We start from the raw sequence: 17674 nt of genomic DNA, 5'->3' as shown, positions 1-17674 counted from the left end.
GAATTTAAAGAAGGGGTTGTGTTCCGGGGGCGCACGGGGAGTCGAGACTCATTCCAGCGACTTGCGGAAGCGGAGCACGCTCACGGTGAGCATGACGACCGCGATGAGCGCCATGGCGGCCATCTGGGGCCAGAGCACGTCGAAACCGACCCCTTTCAGGTAGACGCTTCTCAGCACCACCTCCTGGTAGCGCAGCGGGTTCAGGTAGGTGAGCCGTTGCAGCAACAGCGGCATGCTGGAGATGGGGGAGCCGAAGCCGGAGAAGATGACGGCGGGCATGATGAAGAAGAAGCTCGTGACCATGGCCTGCTGCTGGGTCGCCGAGACGGTGGAGATGAAGAGGCCGACGCCGAGCATGCACAGGATGAAGCAGACGGTCCCGGCGGTCAGCACCAGCAGGCTCCCGGTGAGCGGCACCCGGAACCAGAGCGTGCCCGCCAGGCTGATCAGCGCCGTGTCCAAAAGCCCGATCAGGAAGAAGGGGATGGTCTTGCCCAGGATGAACTCGGTGCGCCGTATCGGCGTCACCATGATCTGCTCCAGGGTGCCGATCTCGCGCTCGCGCACCACGGCGAAGGCGGTCAGGGTGACCACGATCACCAGCACCAGGTTGCCGATCACTCCCGGCACGAAGAACCACTGGCTGGTCATGTCCGGGTTGTACCAGGGGCGGCGCTCCACGACGATCTCGGGGAGGGAGGCGGCGACACCGGGAGCCTGCCGGTTCAGCGCCTCGATGCGGTACTGCCGCGCAAAACCCTGGGCCACCTGGTTCACGTACCCAAGCCCCACCAGCGCCGTGTTCGAGTTGCTGGCGTCCACTATCACCTGCAGGTGGGCGGTCTCCCCCTTGCGCAGGTCGCGTGCGAACCCCGAGTTGATCTGCAGCGCCATGATCACCTGGTCCCGGTCGATCAGGTCCGGGATCTCGCGCCGGTCGGCCAGGCGGCGCACCTCGAAGTAGCGGCTCGCCTGGAAGCGGGAGACGAGGTCGCGGCTCACCTGGCTGTTGTCGTAGTCGACGATGGCGACCGGGACGTGCTTGATCTCCAGCGTGGCGGCGTAGCCGAAAACCAGCGTCTGGATGACGGGAGGGGCGAACAGGAAGAATCTCGCCCTCTTGTCGCGGATTACGTGCAGGAACTCCTTGATCAGCATCTGGCGCAGGCGGCCCAGCATGTTTCCCCCCTCAGGCGAGCTTCTTGCGGAAGACCCGCGTTGCCGCCAGCCCGAGCAGGGCGGCGAAGATGGCGAGTCCCAGGAAATCCTGCCACATGGTAACGACGGACGATCCCTTCAAAAAGACGTTGCGCAGGATCGCCATGTAGTACCGGGCCGGCACCGCGTGGGTGATCCCCTGCACCAGTGGCGGCATCTGGTCGATCGGGTACACGAAGCCGGACAATAGGAAGGCCGGCAGGAAGGTGGCGATCAGGGAGATCTGGCTTGCCGCGAGCTGGGTCTTGGCGACCACCGAGAAGAAGTAGCCAAGCGAAAGGACCACGGTGAGGAACAAAAAGGTGCTCAGCAGGAAGACCCAGATCTCCCCCCGGAAGGGGACGCCGAACCACCACACCCCCATGACGGCGCAGAGGCTGGTGTCGGCGAGCCCGATCACGACGTAGGGGACGAGTTTGCCCAGCATGATCTCCAGCGGCGTCACTGGGGTCGAGATGAGCTGCTCCATGGTGCCCCGCTCCCATTCCCGCGCGACGGTGAGCGAGGTGAGGAAGGTTCCGACCACCGCCATCACCATGGCCACCACCCCGGGGACGATGGTGACCATGCTCTCGAGGTTCTCATTGAACCAGGTCCGGGCGTCGACGCTCAAGGGGAGCCGCGCCGCTCCCTGCCCGCGTGCCTGCAGCCATTCGAGCTGGAGCTGTTGCGAGTGCGCCAGTGCCACCGCCTCGGTGTAGCTCATGCCGAGGCTCGCGCTGTTGCTGTCGGTGCCGTCGAAGATCGCCTGCACGCTCACCTTCCGGCCGGAGCGGAGTTTCCTGGAGAAATCGGGAGGGACCACGAGTCCGATCTGGCAATCCCCCGTGTCGATGGCCCGCACCAGTTCCGGGTAGCTTGCCACCGTTTTTACCACCTTGAAGTAGACCGACGCCTGGAAGCGTTTCAGGAAGTCCTGGCTTTGCTGGCTTTTCTCCTGGTCGTAGACGTAGACCGGGATGTGCTTGGTGTCGAAGCTCACGCCGTAGCCGAAGGCGAACATCATCACGATGGGCATGGCGATGACGATGCCGATGCTGCGGGCGTCGCGCCGGATCTGGATCATTTCCTTGCGCGCCATGGCGCAGAGCCGGTTCCAGTTCATGGTTGCGCCTTCTCCTTGTCGTTATCTACTCTTGTCTCCGCTTTATCCCTTCTATCCCTTTCATCCCCTTCATCCCTGTTCAAGCCGGTGAGCGAGACGAAGACGTCCTCGAGGGAGGGGCGGATCTGTTCGATGCGGGTCGTGGTGATGCCGCGGCCGGCGAGGTACGCCTTGACCTGCGGGATGGCCTCTTGCGCGGAGGGCACCACCAGGTGCAGCGCGCTTCCGAAGATGGCGGCGTCGGTCACCCCCGGCGCCTCCTGCAACTCCTCCAGGGCCTTCCCCACCTGGTCGCACTCGAGCAGCAGCAGGTTTCCCTCCATGCTCTTTTGCTTCAGCTCCAGCGGGGAACCCGAGGCGACGATCTTGCCCCGGTCGATCAGCACCAGGCGGTTGCAGTACTCGGCCTCGTCCATGTAATGGGTGGTCACGAAGACGGTCACCCCGTCGTCGGCCATGCGGTGGATCAGCTCCCAGAAGAGCCGCCTGGAGATGGGATCGACCCCCGAGGTCGGCTCGTCGAGGAAGACGATGGGGGGGCGGTGCAGCACGGCGCACCCCAGGGCGAGGCGCTGTTTCCACCCCGCGGCGAGGGTTCCGGTGAGGAGCTGCTCCCGCCCGGAGAGCCCGGCCATGTCGATGGCCCAGTCGATGCGCTCCTTCAGGTTGGCCGCCGAGACGCTGTACATCCCGGCGAAGAAGCGCAGGTTCTCGATCACCTTGAGGTCGTTGTACAGGGAGAACTTCTGCGACATGTAGCCGATGTTCTGCCGCACCCGCTCCGGCTCGCGCGCCACGTCCAGCCCGGCCACCAGCGCCTCCCCCGAGGTCGGCCGCAGCAGCCCGCAGAGCATCCTGATGGTGGTGGACTTGCCGGCGCCGTTGGGCCCCAGGAAACCGAAGATCTCGCCGGGGCTAGCCTCGAGCGAGATGTTGTCCACCGCGACGAAGTCGCCGAAGCGCTTGACGAGGTCTCGCACCACGACTGCCGGGGCTGCGCCGTTCATCGCTCGCCCCCTCTGTCACGTTCGTGGCCATTGTCACCCCAGTCACCCTGTACCGCTTCGACGAACAGATCCTCGATGGACGGGGCCACCTGCTCGATGGCGTCGCAGGAGAGCCCGGCAGCGGCGATCCGGCTGCGCAGTTCCGGGATCATGCGCTGCGGGTCGCGGACCACCAGGTGCAGACCGTCTCCCACGATCATGACGGTGGAGATCCCCTCCGTCCCGGCGAGGAGGTCCCGGACCGGGCGCGGGTCGGCGCAGACGATGGAGAGGACGGCGCCGGGAAGGGAAGCCTTAAGGTTGGCCGGGGTGTCGCAAAAGAGCATGCGCCCCTCGTGCAAGAGCGCCACGCGGTGGCAGCGCTCCGCCTCGTCCAGGTAGGCGGTGGTGGTGAGGATGGTCACCCCCTGGTCCAAGAGGGTGTAGAGGATGCGCCAGAAGTCGCGCCGCGAGACCGGGTCGACCCCGTTGGTCGGCTCGTCCAGCAGCATCACCTCCGGGGTGTGGATCAGCGCGCAGACGAGCCCCAGTTTCTGCTTCATGCCGCCGGAGAGCTTCCCGGCCAGGCGGGAACGGAATTCCGCCATCCCTGCCGCCTTGAGCAGTTCCGCCGAGCGCTCTTCCCGTTCCCGGCGCGGCACGCCGAAGAGGTCCGCGTAGAAGCGGATGTTCTCGTCCACGGTCAACTCCTCGTAGAGCCCGAAACGCTGCGGCATGTAGCTGATGCGGTGCTTGGCCCGCTCGGCGTCCCGCGCCAGGTCGAAGCCGGCGACCGTGGCGCTTCCCTCGTCCGGGGCCAGTACGCCGGCCAGCATGCGCATGGTGGTGGTCTTGCCGGCACCGTCGGGGCCGACCAGTCCGAAGATCTCGCCGCGCCGCACGGCAAAGCTCAGCCCGTCCACGGCGCGCACGCCGGGGAACGACTTGGTGAGCCCATTGAGCTCTATGGCGTTCTCGGAGCCGCTCATGTCACCTGGCCGGCGCCACGGCGAGGGTCGCGTCCGCGGGCATCCCCGGCTTCAGCTCGTGAGCGGGGTTCTCCAGCTCGATCTTGATGCGGTACACCAGGGTCACCCGCTCCTTGTGGGTCTCCACCGACTTCGGGGTGAACTCGGCCTGGGAGGAGATGAAGGAGACCCGCCCCCGGTAGGTCCTGCCCGGGTAGCTGTCCGTCTTCACCGTGGCTACTTGGCCCAGTTTCACCCGGCCGAGGTCGGTCTCGCCCAGGTATCCGCGCATCCAGAGGTGGTCCAGGTCCGCGATGGTCGCAACCGGCGTCCCTGCGGTCAGCACCTCGCCCAGTTCGGCCTGGCGCACCAGCACCACGCCGGTGATGGGTGCCTGGAGGGTCGTGTAGGAGAGCTTGATCTTTGAGAGTTCCAGCGCCTGGCGCGCCGAGCGGACCGCGGCGCGGTTGACGTCCACCTGCTCCTTGCGCACCCCCTCCAGCACCTGGTCGTAGTTCTGCTTGACCCGCTCAAGTGCCGCCTGGCTCCGCTTCAGGGCCGCCGCGGCCGTGTCCCGCACCTGTGCCGAGACCTCGTCCTTCTCGTAGAGGGACTGGTAGCGCTGCAGGTCGTGCTTTTTCAGCTCGTAGTCCGCCTGGGCGTCCAGCACCGACTGGTGCGCCGCCTTCTTCTCCTGCGGACGGCTCCCCGCCGTGGCCAGCCCCAGCTCGGCCTCCCGGGTGCCGACGGCCGCCTCGTCGATCTGCATCTGCTGCCGGTAGTCGCCCTGGTCCAGCCTGGCCAGGACGTCGCCCGCCTTGACCAGCTGTCCCTCCTCGACCGGGAGTTCCGCGAGCCGCCCGGGGACCTTGAAGCCGACCACGCTCTCGTGTGCCTCGATGTTCCCCGAGAGGACGATCGAGGTGGCCTCGGCGTCGCTCTTGGCGCGGTGGGTGAAGAAGTATCCGGCGCCGACAAGCACGGCGACCAGCAGGAGGATCGGGATCAGTTTTCTTTTCATGGCGTGCATGACCTCGCAGTTATTCGATGCCCAGGAAGAGCCGGTACACCTTCTCCGTGTCGCCCAAGGCGCGGGCGAGCGCTATCTTCGCCTCGGCGTGCTGCGCCAGGGCGTTCAGCTCGTTGTCTCGGGCCCGCGCCAGCGCGTCCTGGGCCGTGACCACCTCGATGTTGTTGGCGATCCCGTTTCTGAAGCGGTCGCCGGCATACTGCAGTTCGCGCTCGGCGAGCTGCGCCCCCTCCCGCGCGGTGGCCACCTGGTCCGTGGCGGAGTTCAGGTTCAGGAGCGCCTCCCGGATGTCCTGCTCCACGCCGAGCTTCAGGTCGGCGATCTGCAGCCGGTTGCGCTCCAGGCGGCTGTCCAGCTCCAGGCGCTCACCCTTTCTGTCGTAGTCGAACAGGTTCAGCACCAGGTTCACCTGGAGCATCCCGGTGGGGTCCAGGTTGCTCATCTCCTGGCCGCTGGTGCCGTAGTTGCCGCTCAGCACGATCCTCGGGAGGTAGCGCGAGCGCGAGGCCTTCACCTGTTCCTCGAGGGAGGCGCGCTGGGAGAAGAGCGAACGATAGTCGGGGCGGCTCTCCAGCGCGGCCTGGATCCCCTGCTCGATCTGCGGTGGCTCCAGCTTTCGGAAGGAGAGCTTGTCGGTGAGGGTGATGGGAGTGCCGAGATCGATGCCGACGCTGCGCGCCAGGGCGAGCAGGGCGAGCTGCGCGTTGTTGGCGGTCACCAGGAGGTTCTGGCGGTCGTTGGCGAGCTGCACCTGGGCGCGCAGTACGTCCAGGCCGTCGGCCACCCCGACGGCGCGCTGGTCGCGGGCGAGCTTCTCCAGCGCCTCCGAGGTCTGCACCCGGCTCCGCGCCGTCGCCACCCGGGCCTCCGCGTAGGCCGCGTTCAGGTACTGCACGGTGACCAGGCGGATCACCCCCCCCCGGGCGTCCCGGTAATCCTCCTGCCGCGCCTGCTTTTCCTTTTCGCTCGCCTTGATGGCATGGTAGCTCTGCAGGTCGAGGATGCTCTGTTCGCCGTAGATGCGGAAGTCGTAGCTGGTGAAGGGGCCCACGACGGCGGGGGAGTTGGGGAGGCTGATCCCCTGGGCGCGCAGGTTGCGGGTCTGCCAGGCGAAGGGGGTCTCGATGCGCAGGTGCGGCAGGTAGCTCGAGAGCCTGCGCTCCCGCGTCCCTTCCGCCTCGTCCACCCGCGCCCTGGCCAGAAGCGCGTTCAGGTTGTTGTCCAGCCCCCGGGTGATGGCCTGGTCCAGCGACAGCGCAAGGGGTGGGGAGTCCTGGGCGGCGGCCTGTCTGCCGGCCATCCCGAGCAGCAGTGAAACGGCCAACAGTTTCAAGGTCTTTGCGATCATGGCGTGTCCTTTGTTGCCTGTTGCTATTTCGAGCGGGCTCCGTCGACGAAGATCTGGATGCTCTTCTTCAAGTTCTCTTCCAGGGGGTCGATCGGGCTGAGCGACCAGGTGATCATGGTGCCGAAAATGATGCGCTGAAAGCTCTGCGCAACGCTGAACGCGTCCAGGTCGCTGCGGATCTCCCCCGACTGCTGGCGCCGTGCAATCAGGGCGGAGAGCTGCCGGATGTTCCCCTCCATGGCCTCCGCCATCCGCTTTTGGACCGTCTCGCTGCCGAAAACGGCGGTCATGAGGCTCTGGATCAGGCCGGGACCCTTTTCCTGCTCCATGGTCAGCGTCAGCGCCAGTTGCAACAAAAGCGGCGCGAGCGGCCGGTCCGAATCCCGGTGCGCCGCCACGAAGTCGGCCACCCGCGCCATCTGCAGTTCCCGGTACTCCAAAAGGACGCTTTCCTTGTTGTCGAAGTAGTTGAAGAAGGTGCCCTTGCCGACGTCGGCTGCTGCGGTGATCGCCTCTATTGTGGTGGCGTTGAAGCCCTTCTCCGCGAAGAGGTTAAGCGCGGCGCGGAAGATCCGCTCCCTGGTTTCCTCGCTCCTCTTCGCCCTGCGGCCTGACTGGCGGCCGGCGGGGTTCTCGGTCTCGATGGTTGTCATCGTGGTTCTCCTGGGAAAAGTGACCAACGGTCAGATTTGACTATAGGTCACTGTAGAGCGGATGTCAAGCGCCTCAAGGCAGTTTGAACGCTGGCGGGGCAGGGGACGGAAAGGGGAGGGAAGAAGGTTGTCAAGAACGCTGTCGCTTGGATTACAATGAAGATGGCAGATGCTGCCGCATAGAGGAGAGATCATCATGAGAAAGATGAGAATATCCATCGGGTTGCTGCTTCTTGCCACCGTGCTGTCGGGGTGTTGCCCGTGCTGGTGGCATGACCGGGATTACGACTACGGCCGCCACGACGGCGGGCGTTACGACGACCGCGGCGGTTACGGCGAGCGCAGGTACTGACACGAAATTCCAGCCTTGAAAAGTAAAGGGGGCCGCCATGGCGACAGCCCCCTTCACCGTTTCTGCTTCGAACCGTCCTAGTCTTCCTCTTCACCCTGGTGCTTCGGTCCGCGCGGCAGCTCAAGCAGCTCTGCGCCCAGCGACTCCGCGATGAACTTCAGTTCGCACATGCGCATGTGCTGGCCGTACACCTTGAGATCGAGGTCCGCTACCGCCACCAGCACGTGGCGCGGCTGATGGGCTCCGTCCTGCATCTTGGTCCTGTGCCGATAAAAGATTTTACCCGCCATGAAAGGGTGCCTCCTTTCCTTTTTTTCCTCCATGAGGAGGGGATACACCTTCATTATACAGGTTGACCATGTGTGCGGCTAGTCGATGCATCACATGAGAGTGCCGACCTCGTCCGCCGTCTACACCCATCACACGCGGATCAGGGTGCCAACCTTTTCCTTGCGGATCGCCATCCCCACGGTGCCGCGCTTGTGGCCGTTGACGATGCGAATCTCCTTCACGTTGGCCATGTCCCGCAGGAGGTAAAGCATCTTCCGCTCCAGGACCATGTCCTCCATGTCCAGCTTGATCAGCTCGTCCACCGTGATCTCCTCGATCAGCTCCGCCTTGGGGTTCACGCGGGGATCCTCGGTGAAGAGACCGTCGACGTTTTTCACCAGGATGCAGCTCTTAGCGCCCAGCACCTCCGCCATGAGCAGCGCGCCCGTGTCGGTGCGGTGCGGAGGGATCAGCCCCGTCTCGGGCGGGTGCTCGTAGAGCCCGTAGGGCGGGGTGCCGTGGATCACCGGCAGCAGCTTCAGGTGCAGCATGGTGGGGAGGTCGAGGAGGTCGCCGGTCTTGACCCGGCTCCCCCCCCATTTGGAGAGAAGCAGGGTCACGATCTCGGCGTTCTGCTCGCTTATTTTGCCGGCGAGTTCGGCAAGGACGCCGGTCGGCATGCCCAGGTCGATGCCGATATCCAGGATGTGGCGCACCCTGACCCCGCCGCCGGTAACCACCATGACCTGGTTCTCCCGGGAAAGCTCGCCGATCTCCTCCAAAAGGGGCAGGACCACCTCGCGGCCGTAGTCGATGATCCCATGTCCGCCGATCTTGACCACGTTCAGATCCGGGACGAGTCGGAGCGTCGCTGCACCTGCCCCGCGTTTGAGCCCCTTGCGGACCAGTGTCTCCCCCTTCAGGTGCGATTCGATTTCATGTCGTGCATTCATTGATTCAGCCTCCAGGAGTTTGGTTCACTAATATTCGCGCAGCAGCCTACGGGGCAGGGTCTCCCATGCGGTGCCGATTGACGGGTCCGCGGGGCGCACCAGCAGCACCGATGCCCCGTCGCGCAGCACCGTCTTCGGCTTGTCCCCTATGGAGACCAGCTCTTCAAGGCCCGCGGTACTCCCGTCGGCGCAGCTCACGGCATCGACGTCCGGCTGCGCAAGGAGCTCGCGCACGGTGAGCAACTGCCCGGGGCGCACCCCGGCGAGGCTTCCCCTCATGCGGCCGTCACTTCCCCACAACCGCAGGCCAACGCCGGCAAGGGCGCCTATCACGCCGTGGCCGGTCCCGCCATGCTCGGACAGGTGCACGCCGAGCCTGCCCGCCAGCGCCAGGGCCTCACCCTTGGTGATCACCTCCTGCTTTGCCCGTCTCCCGAATGCAATCAGATCGGCGGCGACCGGAACCTGCTCCGGGACCGCGACGCAGAGTCCCGGATCGGACCCCTCGGCGCATTCCCGCTCCAGGAAGCCGCAGGCGAAAGATACCAACGGCTCCAGGTATTCTTGCGGCATATCGACCGGGAAGCACATGGCGCTGTTGTGCGAGGTGTAGGGTATGTCGGGGTGTACCAGCAACTGGTGTCGGCTGATGAAGCCGGCAACCCCCCAGCCGTTCTGATCGATGGCGTCGGCGATGAGCGAGGCTATTTCACCGGTTCCCCTGCTGACAGAATTATCCGTGTCGTCGATGGCTATCAGGACTCGTACGGGCATGGCGGCTGCTCTCTTTGGGTTAAGGAGAAGGACCCGACATACTATAACATGGAGTTGCAGGAACTTAAGGAGAGGGGGGCGCGATGTGTAGGAAAATTATTATATTCTTTGGCAGCGCGATGTGGTCGGTTGTGTCTGGCCGAGCCTTGCACGGTGAGGAGCGAAAGAAGGGGGGGAAATGAAAAAGGGTCACGACAATGTCGTAACCCTATTGATTTTTGGCTCCCGAGGTAGGACTCGAACCTACGACACACGGATTAACAGTCCGCTGATCTTTTCATACCCTAAAAAAAGTTACCGACTGTTACCGCGTCGATAGCGTCTATCCCCGATTCTCAGGATCAGCTTTTTTTTACAGCCGCGATTCGTTCACCTTTCACTTCTGAATTCCTGAGAATCGTTAACAACTGCTTCGCAATTGGAAGAGCGGACTTTGGCAAGGCATTAGCTGCAGTAATATCATTATCACCCTTACCAAATGGGTCCTCCCAGTAATCAACATAATCATTTATCATCTTTTCAAGTTCGTTTGCCGTGAAGGTTGTGGTCTCGATTACGTCCTTCATATCTTTCCCCTCAACATTATCTTTAGCGTATTTAAATTCGCACTCAAAACCCCAAATAAAGATAGAGCTACTTCAATAAGATTGGTAAGAATTAGGCCATTTAGCAACCTAATACCGTTCAGCACAAGTCGTACTTTGAGAGGAACTCATTCACTATTGAGAACTCTTTTTCGTTAAGATACTCACGACCCTTGAGCTTCAAAATGGCCTGTGCCAATTCCCGATTGGGGGTGTCTGAATCATGGACAGGGCCAGGAGTCCGTTCAAAGTAGTAATCCTCATCCTCCACGGCCACCACCTCAATTGACCGCATAGTTTGAGGGTAGACGGGATGGGTCTTGTCGTTTTTAATTATCGTGCATGCGGTCTGCTGCCCAGCGATCCTCCGATCAAGCTTTGACAAGAGCGTGAGAAGATTCCTTCTTGATAAAAATACTCTGGCATTCACAGGGCCTCCTCTCGTTTTTCCGCGATTTAAAGCTGACAGAACTTCCCCGTACTCAAAGGTGAATGATGCCGTCCTCTTATTTTTTATTAAAAGGCAATGTGGTGAATTTTTCCACATCCTGCATCTGAGAATTCCTTATTACCGCTTTAATTATTTCGAAGAAGTTTCTTTTTACTATTCGGTCCTGAGGGTGGCGTTGTGCCCATTCAAGTGCTTCGCTTACCCCCCAATCTTTACACCACTTTTCAGCTCTTACATTGTCAAGTATGAATTCAACGTGTGACTGAAGTGTACGGTGACACCCAGTACATACACATACACATTTGTCTATCTCTTTCAACACTACGATAAGTTTGCTCCGACGTGAAACCAGGTTTGCTACAGATGCTACTTTCATTTGTGGTATAACGTGATGAAATTGCAATTTTGCAGGATCATCTTCTTCACAGAGAAGACAACCTCTGTTGCTTTTTATGTGGTTAATGATGTCAATAATTGTATCACGTTTCATTTTGCACCTTCTTTTCAACTCTTGGTGCCACTTTGGGTTCTGAAGTTTTTTTTGCCGTAAGTGGTCTCTGCAAAAAATGCGCTGTTTGTCACTGTCCTTGTACGGCATTGCCACTCCTCAATCACTTACTCAAACAGGCTGCTGAAAATCTCTCGCTGAGTGGAAATGCTGACGGGCCCGGTTCTCGTAAATGGCTGTAAGCAGTTTTTAAGCCTTGATGGGGGGAGACAGAACCCCTCGAATATCCATTTTTGAGGCCTCAAAATTGTTTTTCAACATCCTGCTAATCTCTTCTGGTTGCTATCCGTTGTAATTTTTGTATATCATCCTTCGTCGGACACACGTGTAGTTTTCGATGGCAGTTGGGACAGAGCGCAACACAATTTTCAAGCGTATCGGTACCACCATCGGTAAAAGGGACAATAAAGTGGGCCTCAAGGTACGGAGAACCGTCAGGGTGGTTGAATGGGGCTTTCATGCCACATAATTCGCAGTGTCCCGCGGACCTCTGTTTAGCATAATCTTGAAAGCAACTTTGATTTTCATGCATGGGCACACGCTTTCGCACCTTGGTCGGTAGGAACAGTTGTCTAATGGTAGAAATATCAGGTGTTTCCCCCAAACGAACCAGTATTGTTTCAGCAAGCTCCACGGATATATTTTTCCTTCCTTTCCGCACAGAGCAAAGATACCCTCGAGTAACCCCTAGGGTGTCTGCCAGTTTAGCGTCGCTTGAAATTTCCTCTCTCTTTTTTAGCTCATCCAGCAATGCTGACCAATCGTGTGCCGACTCTTCAATCCAGTTTGTCACGTCCACCCCCGTCTTTTTTTTATAACATTTCGCTTGCCAAAATGGTATACGTATTTTATCATGTCACGCATGTTTACCAAAATGGTAAACGGACTCGGGGCATGCCGATAACCACAGGATTAATGAAGGGGGCAATCTACCCTGTTGCGGATGACATTATGAGCACTACTCGCGCAAAAAAACCGCCTTGTTTTGTCTTAGCGGAAGTTACCCCCCGAGGCTACGGTGAAGTTTTTTTCCTGCCTTCTGGTGCTAAAGAGCTTAGGGAATGGTCAAACTATGGATCATTGGGAGTTATAACGATGATACAGCCAAAATGGATTTTAGCGTGTGTTTTGTTGGGTCATGTCAATGAGCAGATGGCTCGACATTATCTCAGATTTAGTAAGTGTTCACCACCACTTCATCTAAGACATGAGGTGACGAGCAGTAATATTGAGTCTACTTCGTTGCGTCTTGAAAGGCGGACAATGGATGAAAGTTAGAATAATTAGCGATTTACACACTGAGTTTTGGTCCAATGACGGCGGTCTTTCGTTTTTTCGCGATCACCTGTTTCATTATTTACCCATACACCCTGACGACAAGGATACGGTATTAGTGTGCGCCGGCGATATGGGTACATTCAGCAGGTGGGAGACCACCTATCACCTACTGTTTGCGTTCCTTTCACCACGCTTCAGGCAGGTTGTCGTAGTCCCAGGGAACCATTCGTATTACCGTTCCAAAGGGATCTGGGGGCAGGAAGAGAAGTTCTGGCGTAGCCACTACTTACCAGAGAACATCGCCTATCTGGACAATCAGGCCATCACCATCGACGAGGTCACCTTCATCTGCTCTTGTGCGTGGACTGATTTTCACGACAGCGACCCGAAGGCCATGGCCCTAGCCTCGTCTCAAATGAACGACTTCCGCCTGATCTATGCAGAGACCGATGGCGTTCTCCGCAAACTTTCGCCTGAGATGACTGTCGAACGCCACCTGAAGTCTATTGCCTTCATTCGTGGAGCTCTCGATGAGAACCGCAACAAGAAGTGCTTTATTGTCACTCATCACGCGCCGAGTCCACGTAGCGTTCCTCAACAGTACCAAGGTGATAGCCTCAACCCAGCGTTCTTTACCGACCTCTCGAGTCTAATTCTGGCATATCAGCCCGTTGCCTGGGCTCACGGGCATATGCACGACAGCCAGAGTTACCACATAGACCAGACTGCGGTCATCTGCAATCCCCTTGGTTATTACCCCAATGCATTAAACCCAGGCTTCGACCCAGAACTGTTTTTGGTAATTTGACTGCGAACACTTTCTGCCTCAATTCCGCTATTCCCAGTCAAGGGGACTACCACTTTCTTTCTGTCACTGTGTCAGAGTCTTCCCCGGTCGTCCCTTGCCTGTCCACTATGATTCGGACGGGTGCTTCGCGAACCACTTTATCAATCTAAAAGGATTTCTGCGCAATGGAGGTTTTACGAGATTGTCTATAGTCATATCAAAGCCGGAATCAGGGGAAGCAAGAATAGTCTCTGATTCATCACTCGATGACATCATTCAATTTATGAACCTTTTGGGAGTTAACGACTGGAGTTTGTACAACAAGGGTACTGCGAGGTTGGAGATGAATAATCCGAATTTGTATGTAGCGATTGGACCAGCTAACTTTAAGGATATTGGGCAGTTATTGAAGATCGCATGTCCAAAATGATTGCCATGTCATCAATTCTTAAAAGGGTGATGAATGCAGTATAGGCAACATGGTTTACATCACACGATTTTAGTTCAGGAGGTGGCTACTGCACCTGGTTTTGCCGTACCTGTTTTGTATCTGAGGCAAAAGGACGGTCAGATTGCGGCTCACGTTCAGCTCCATGAATATTTTCTCGCGCATAGAAACATGTCATTGCAGTGGAGGCGGACCACCGCCAGGTCACTTGGTTTATTTTGGGATTTTGTTGTGCAAGCTGAAACAGAGGCCCAGAATTGGTCGCCGACGAACATCCACAGAGCGCTTTTTAGGCTGTGGTGCGAGGCATTGCAGTTCGGGACGATTAACCCTAAAACCAAGCTTGACCATCTCAACCTATATTGGCTTTCAACCAGCACAAGACAGGCAAAAAATTATGTAGAATCTTTGACGTCATTTCTACAGTGGATTTACAACAATTCCCAAGGGACAGGCAACGAATTCGCTTCAAGTACACTCGTCACGGTAGCCGACAACACCCTGCTGAATTTCCCGACAAACCCGAAGGCAGCCACACGTTTTCTCATCGTGGCTTGTGCAATGAAGAACATCAGCCTCATGCATCACCTTAAAGACATTCAACAAGATGCGAGAAGGTTTGAACAGATTAAGAGCCAGGAACTCTATTGCTTTGGCGATTCAATGGGAACGAGTCCCTTCAGTAAGGAATCCTATAAATTCACAGACCCCGAAATTGTTGCCTCCATGATGCGAGTTGGTTTTATCAAAAAGCCCAAAGCCACAGTACCGGAAGAGTTTGAAGATATTACTGCGAAGATGATCTTCCTTCTGCAAGCCTTCGGTGGGTGCCGGATTAGCGAACCTTACCACCTTTGGTTCAACGACGTCGTCCCGGAAGGTAGATTTTCTTGCAAGGTGTTTTTGCGGCATCCTGCCAACGCTGACACACACTTTATAGGCCAGAAAATGTCAAGGAGAGAATACCTTGCCTGTGTGGGCCTACTGCCCAGGAACGAGGACGATACCTCCGGATCCTATCATGCCGGTTGGAAGCATCTCGACGTCGACAAATCGTTCACAGCCCCCGTCTTTTGGCTCCATCCTGGCGCCGAAGCCTTGTTTGCAACCTTGTACACCCGGTACCTGGCCTATCGCGAATGCTTGATGCAGGAGAGGCGTAAGCGTGGTCTGCCGGACCATCCTTTTCTATTTGTATCCAACGGAGAAGACCGTAACGCAGGAATCAGCAAAATTGGCGAGCCGTATTCCATGACAGCGTTCAATAAAGCTTGGGATAAGGCTCTGCGGAGGGTATCCAAGGATCTGGGAATCGAGATCCTGAAGAAGAAAGACGACGGTACGACTCCTCACGGGCTCCGGCACTTTTTTGGCCAGGTCCTGAGTCGTAGCTCACAGCACCCACAGGTCATTCGAAAGTCTTTGCGCCATCGCACCGTATTAAGCCAGGGGCCATACACTGCAGCCGATTTCAAACGCGTCAACAACGCCCTGACTGTAGCAAGAGACAAGGTTCAAAATGGAGACGTCTCTGATTTCGACCTTAGTGGAATAAATTCGTGTTTAGGTGGGAGTGATAATGTTTGGTGAGGCGCAGATTGTCGAAATAAACGGCGTGCGAGTAAATATCGGCACAATGTCCGCCTTCTGTAACGGGATCGACGCGGAAATTGCGGACGTCCTGCAAAAGTTAGATGTTGTATCCAACACCAAAGACCATGATGCACTCATCGGACGGCTCTCAGTATTTAAAAGTCTTGGCGTACTGCTCCCGAGTTCATTCATGCTCGAGCTCGGGCGGAAACGTAATAACTACAAAGCACCGTCATTCGAGTGTGTTACTGATATCCCAGGTGTTGAACCAATTTGGCTGAATATGAAAGAGCATTGGCCAAAAACGACTCGTATTAATTTAATTCAATCATTCTTCGCGCGTATCATTATATCTCTTTATTATTGTATGGAAATTTCGGATTTTAAAAATATGACACCTGAATTGTTTCACTCGGCTATACGGCCGTGGAAAGATGATTTGGGGTTCTGGCGTAAAGAACTTCTTGCTACGGATACACAAACATCAACTTTAAATAAAGTCGCTGATTCTTTTAATAGATTGCAACAGACCACTGCTTATAAAGCTGCTACCAAGCAGCCGAGAACTAGGAACGATGGAATATCGGCTGGCGCCAACTTCTTGCTTTCCCATCCACCAAAAGGGACGGAAAAATGGGCTTTGTATTTCAATGAGTGGTTGCACGGACAGCAATTGTCCAATACACGCCTTCAGAAAACGTCTTTTGCTAATTTGCTGAAGTGGTTGATCCTCTATCCAATAGACATAATCAGTACACCCGAGCAATTTATGTTGGCGACAAAAACGGATCCTTCATTTGTAGATTTTATGAAAGGGAAAAAACAAGAATTTGCAAAGGAGCCTGCAAAGATCGTATTAACAATGTTGAAATTCACTGAGTGGATAAGAGCAAATTATTTAACTGATACATCTGAAGATGGTGCTGTTATTCTCGGGCAGCCACTTATACTTCCAAAGGAAATGAGTGTACTAGATGGGGCTTGGGTTAATCATGGCTTAACAGAGACTCAATCACGACCCCTGCCCACTGCCTGGAGGATAAAGCTTAGGGAAATTATTACCCGCGATGACTTTGAATTTCCGAAAAGTATTGATGATCAATACTTTCTTTGGTTGAACCCTGAAACGGGGATACTTGAAAAAAAATGGGTTCCAGTGCTTAGTTACGCCTTTTTAAGCATGTTGGAGCTTCCTGTTAGGATGATTCAAGTCATGATGTTAGACAGTGGAGAGGGTGACATCAAAAGGTATAATCACCAGCTGAAATGCTGGGAGCCAAACGACCACTCCTGCGCTTGTCATTGGACAAAAGATCCTGCAATAAAAGTGAACAACAAAGGTGTGCTGAAGGCCATGGGGACACCTGTGAGGCCACTAGTCGGTTTTTACATCAACACCAACAAGACATCAGGTAACACGGAGCGCTATGGTGAGTACGCAGGATACGACATTCCTTGGGAAAACGAACAAGTAATCGCGCTATTTTCCGAGTTACGTGCTTGGCAGGGTGTTTACAACCCAGTAGATGCACCTTTACCTTTTTCCGCTGTAGCAGAGCCAGTCTTCGGGTATAGGGCAACTGAGCGCGTGCTGCGGGAAGTCCCTGACCGTTTTTATCTTTTCAGGTCTCCTACTTCCCCTGGGAGTCGTCAACATCCACCGACCTATAGGCAGCGTTACGACTTTTGGGTTGAATTGATGGAAAAACTCGAGGCGGAACTGCGAGAAGAGGGGGAGGATGTCCAGATCATCATAAAAAGGAAGCCTGATGGACGGCCGCAGACCCCGTTTTACAACATCCATGGACTCAGGGTTGCCACCCTTACAGCGTTTGCGGAGGCAGGTGTCCCGATCGAGGTCTTGAGTAAGCTCGTAGCTGGGCACTCAACAATTATCATGACGCTGTACTACATGAAGTTCAATGAGGCCGCAATCTCCAGCTTGCTAACGGAAAAGTCATTGGTTGTCGCCGAAAATGCAGAGTCTGAATTGAGGCGCTGTTTAGAAAATAAGGCGTGGGAGGACGCTAAACGCTTAGCTGTCTATAATGACGAAAATACTTTCCGCTCCACCATCGAAGAACAAATGTATCCTTCTTGGCACAATGTGGGGTTTGGTTTCTGCCCAAACGCCGGGACACGGTGCTACGAGGGCGGGCCGGAAATAGGACACAAAAAAGAAAAGAAAAACCAAAAGTTTGGTCCAGTGCCTGGAGGCAACAAGAATTGTGTCCGGTGCAGGTTGGGGGTGTAAAAAGGTTTGTGTAAATGGTCATTTCGGGGTAAATCCACTTACCCCAAGGAGTTGCCATGACCATTGACCTTGCTGTAATCGATGACCTACTGAAACAGTATAAGAGCCCGGAGG

At 56.7% G+C, this 17674-nt stretch carries 18 protein-coding genes; 4 read left to right on the top strand and 14 right to left on the bottom strand.

Going from position 1 to position 17674, the window contains the following annotated elements; all coding sequences use genetic code 11:
* Window positions 1–48 precede the first annotated feature (48 nt).
* Genes KOM00_RS00090 through KOM00_RS00060 form a run of 7 tightly spaced genes read right to left on the bottom strand, consistent with a single transcriptional unit; the run spans window position 49 to window position 7308 of the window.
* Entirely contained in the window at window positions 49–1179 is a 1131-nt protein-coding gene (locus KOM00_RS00090; protein ID WP_216496805.1) for an ABC transporter permease, read from the bottom strand.
* Window positions 1180–1189: 10 nt separating this feature from the next.
* Window positions 1190–2323, bottom strand: coding sequence for an ABC transporter permease (locus KOM00_RS00085; protein ID WP_216496804.1), 1134 nt, complete (start codon window positions 2321–2323; stop codon window positions 1190–1192).
* Entirely contained in the window at window positions 2320–3330 is a 1011-nt protein-coding gene (locus tag KOM00_RS00080; protein WP_216496803.1) for an ABC transporter ATP-binding protein, read from the bottom strand. Before KOM00_RS00080 ends, KOM00_RS00085 begins: the two co-directional genes overlap by 4 nt.
* Window positions 3327–4298 carry an ABC transporter ATP-binding protein gene (locus tag KOM00_RS00075; protein WP_216496802.1) on the bottom strand — a complete coding sequence of 324 codons (972 nt, stop codon included), beginning with the start codon at window positions 4296–4298 and terminating at the stop codon, window positions 3327–3329. The genes KOM00_RS00080 and KOM00_RS00075 overlap by 4 nt, the downstream gene beginning before the upstream one ends.
* A 1-nt stretch (window position 4299) precedes the next feature.
* The gene (locus KOM00_RS00070) at window positions 4300–5298 is read right to left on the bottom strand and encodes an HlyD family secretion protein (protein WP_216496801.1); all 999 of its coding nucleotides are present in this window, start codon (window positions 5296–5298) and stop codon (window positions 4300–4302) included.
* A gap of 19 nt (window positions 5299–5317) precedes the next feature.
* Window positions 5318–6655 (bottom strand): TolC family protein, encoded by a 1338-nt coding sequence (locus KOM00_RS00065; protein ID WP_216496800.1) that lies wholly within the window; start codon window positions 6653–6655, stop codon window positions 5318–5320.
* A 23-nt stretch (window positions 6656–6678) separates the two neighbouring features.
* Complete coding sequence (locus KOM00_RS00060; protein WP_216496799.1) at window positions 6679–7308, bottom strand: TetR/AcrR family transcriptional regulator; 630 nt, start codon at window positions 7306–7308, stop codon at window positions 6679–6681.
* Between the two features lie 196 nt (window positions 7309–7504).
* Between KOM00_RS00060 and KOM00_RS00055 the strand changes: the two genes are divergently transcribed.
* Window positions 7505–7660 (top strand): hypothetical protein, encoded by a 156-nt coding sequence (locus KOM00_RS00055; protein ID WP_216496798.1) that lies wholly within the window; start codon window positions 7505–7507, stop codon window positions 7658–7660.
* 77 nt (window positions 7661–7737) lie between these two features.
* Here KOM00_RS00055 and KOM00_RS00050 read toward each other — a convergent pair whose 3' ends face one another.
* From KOM00_RS00050 to KOM00_RS20865, 7 genes are all read right to left on the bottom strand, one after another.
* Window positions 7738–7950: a hypothetical protein gene (locus tag KOM00_RS00050; RefSeq protein WP_216496797.1), complete on the bottom strand. Its 213-nt coding sequence runs from the start codon at window positions 7948–7950 to the stop codon at window positions 7738–7740.
* Between the two features lie 129 nt (window positions 7951–8079).
* Window positions 8080–8883: an amino acid kinase family protein gene (locus KOM00_RS00045; RefSeq protein WP_216496796.1), complete on the bottom strand. Its 804-nt coding sequence runs from the start codon at window positions 8881–8883 to the stop codon at window positions 8080–8082.
* A 27-nt stretch (window positions 8884–8910) separates the two neighbouring features.
* On the bottom strand, window positions 8911–9657 hold the full coding sequence (locus KOM00_RS00040) for a hypothetical protein (RefSeq protein WP_216496795.1): 747 nt from the start codon (window positions 9655–9657) through the stop codon (window positions 8911–8913).
* A 341-nt stretch (window positions 9658–9998) separates the two neighbouring features.
* Window positions 9999–10223: a hypothetical protein gene (locus KOM00_RS00035; RefSeq protein ID WP_216496794.1), complete on the bottom strand. Its 225-nt coding sequence runs from the start codon at window positions 10221–10223 to the stop codon at window positions 9999–10001.
* 118 nt (window positions 10224–10341) lie between these two features.
* Window positions 10342–10671 (bottom strand): hypothetical protein, encoded by a 330-nt coding sequence (locus tag KOM00_RS00030; RefSeq protein WP_216496793.1) that lies wholly within the window; start codon window positions 10669–10671, stop codon window positions 10342–10344.
* Between the two features lie 76 nt (window positions 10672–10747).
* Window positions 10748–11182, bottom strand: coding sequence for a hypothetical protein (locus tag KOM00_RS00025; RefSeq protein WP_216496792.1), 435 nt, complete (start codon window positions 11180–11182; stop codon window positions 10748–10750).
* Window positions 11183–11465: 283 nt separating this feature from the next.
* Window positions 11466–11993, bottom strand: a complete 528-nt coding sequence (locus KOM00_RS20865; RefSeq protein WP_328757752.1) for an HNH endonuclease — start codon at window positions 11991–11993, stop codon at window positions 11466–11468.
* 474 nt (window positions 11994–12467) lie between these two features.
* On the opposite strand from KOM00_RS20865, the gene KOM00_RS00015 reads away from it, so the two are divergent.
* From KOM00_RS00015 to KOM00_RS00005, 3 genes are all read left to right on the top strand, one after another.
* Window positions 12468–13286: a metallophosphoesterase gene (locus tag KOM00_RS00015; RefSeq protein WP_216496791.1), complete on the top strand. Its 819-nt coding sequence runs from the start codon at window positions 12468–12470 to the stop codon at window positions 13284–13286.
* Window positions 13287–13728: 442 nt separating this feature from the next.
* Window positions 13729–15303, top strand: a complete 1575-nt coding sequence (locus tag KOM00_RS00010) for a site-specific integrase (protein WP_216496790.1) — start codon at window positions 13729–13731, stop codon at window positions 15301–15303.
* Window positions 15293–17560 carry a VPA1269 family protein gene (locus KOM00_RS00005; protein WP_216496789.1) on the top strand — a complete coding sequence of 756 codons (2268 nt, stop codon included), beginning with the start codon at window positions 15293–15295 and terminating at the stop codon, window positions 17558–17560. The genes KOM00_RS00010 and KOM00_RS00005 overlap by 11 nt, the downstream gene beginning before the upstream one ends.
* Window positions 17561–17674 lie beyond the last annotated feature (114 nt).

Origin of the sequence: Geomonas diazotrophica (assembly GCF_018919385.1) — a bacterium.
Taxonomy (GTDB): Bacteria; Desulfobacterota; Desulfuromonadia; order Geobacterales; family Geobacteraceae; genus Geomonas; species Geomonas diazotrophica.
This window is presented reverse-complemented; position numbering and strand designations above follow the sequence as displayed.

Coding starts and splice junctions, on each gene's coding strand:
- KOM00_RS00085 (WP_216496804.1), bottom strand. CDS start 2,323: ATGAACTGGAACCGGCTCTGCGCCATGGCGCGCAAGGAAATGATCCAG.
- KOM00_RS00015 (WP_216496791.1), top strand. CDS start 12,468: ATGAAAGTTAGAATAATTAGCGATTTACACACTGAGTTTTGGTCCAAT.
- KOM00_RS00055 (WP_216496798.1), top strand. CDS start 7,505: ATGAGAAAGATGAGAATATCCATCGGGTTGCTGCTTCTTGCCACCGTG.
- KOM00_RS00090 (WP_216496805.1), bottom strand. CDS start 1,179: ATGCTGGGCCGCCTGCGCCAGATGCTGATCAAGGAGTTCCTGCACGTA.
- KOM00_RS00050 (WP_216496797.1), bottom strand. CDS start 7,950: ATGGCGGGTAAAATCTTTTATCGGCACAGGACCAAGATGCAGGACGGA.
- KOM00_RS00075 (WP_216496802.1), bottom strand. CDS start 4,298: ATGAGCGGCTCCGAGAACGCCATAGAGCTCAATGGGCTCACCAAGTCG.
- KOM00_RS00010 (WP_216496790.1), top strand. CDS start 13,729: ATGCAGTATAGGCAACATGGTTTACATCACACGATTTTAGTTCAGGAG.
- KOM00_RS00040 (WP_216496795.1), bottom strand. CDS start 9,657: ATGCCCGTACGAGTCCTGATAGCCATCGACGACACGGATAATTCTGTC.
- KOM00_RS00045 (WP_216496796.1), bottom strand. CDS start 8,883: ATGAATGCACGACATGAAATCGAATCGCACCTGAAGGGGGAGACACTG.
- KOM00_RS00065 (WP_216496800.1), bottom strand. CDS start 6,655: ATGATCGCAAAGACCTTGAAACTGTTGGCCGTTTCACTGCTGCTCGGG.
- KOM00_RS00005 (WP_216496789.1), top strand. CDS start 15,293: ATGTTTGGTGAGGCGCAGATTGTCGAAATAAACGGCGTGCGAGTAAAT.
- KOM00_RS00070 (WP_216496801.1), bottom strand. CDS start 5,298: ATGAAAAGAAAACTGATCCCGATCCTCCTGCTGGTCGCCGTGCTTGTC.
- KOM00_RS00080 (WP_216496803.1), bottom strand. CDS start 3,330: ATGAACGGCGCAGCCCCGGCAGTCGTGGTGCGAGACCTCGTCAAGCGC.
- KOM00_RS00025 (WP_216496792.1), bottom strand. CDS start 11,182: ATGAAACGTGATACAATTATTGACATCATTAACCACATAAAAAGCAAC.
- KOM00_RS00035 (WP_216496794.1), bottom strand. CDS start 10,223: ATGAAGGACGTAATCGAGACCACAACCTTCACGGCAAACGAACTTGAA.
- KOM00_RS00060 (WP_216496799.1), bottom strand. CDS start 7,308: ATGACAACCATCGAGACCGAGAACCCCGCCGGCCGCCAGTCAGGCCGC.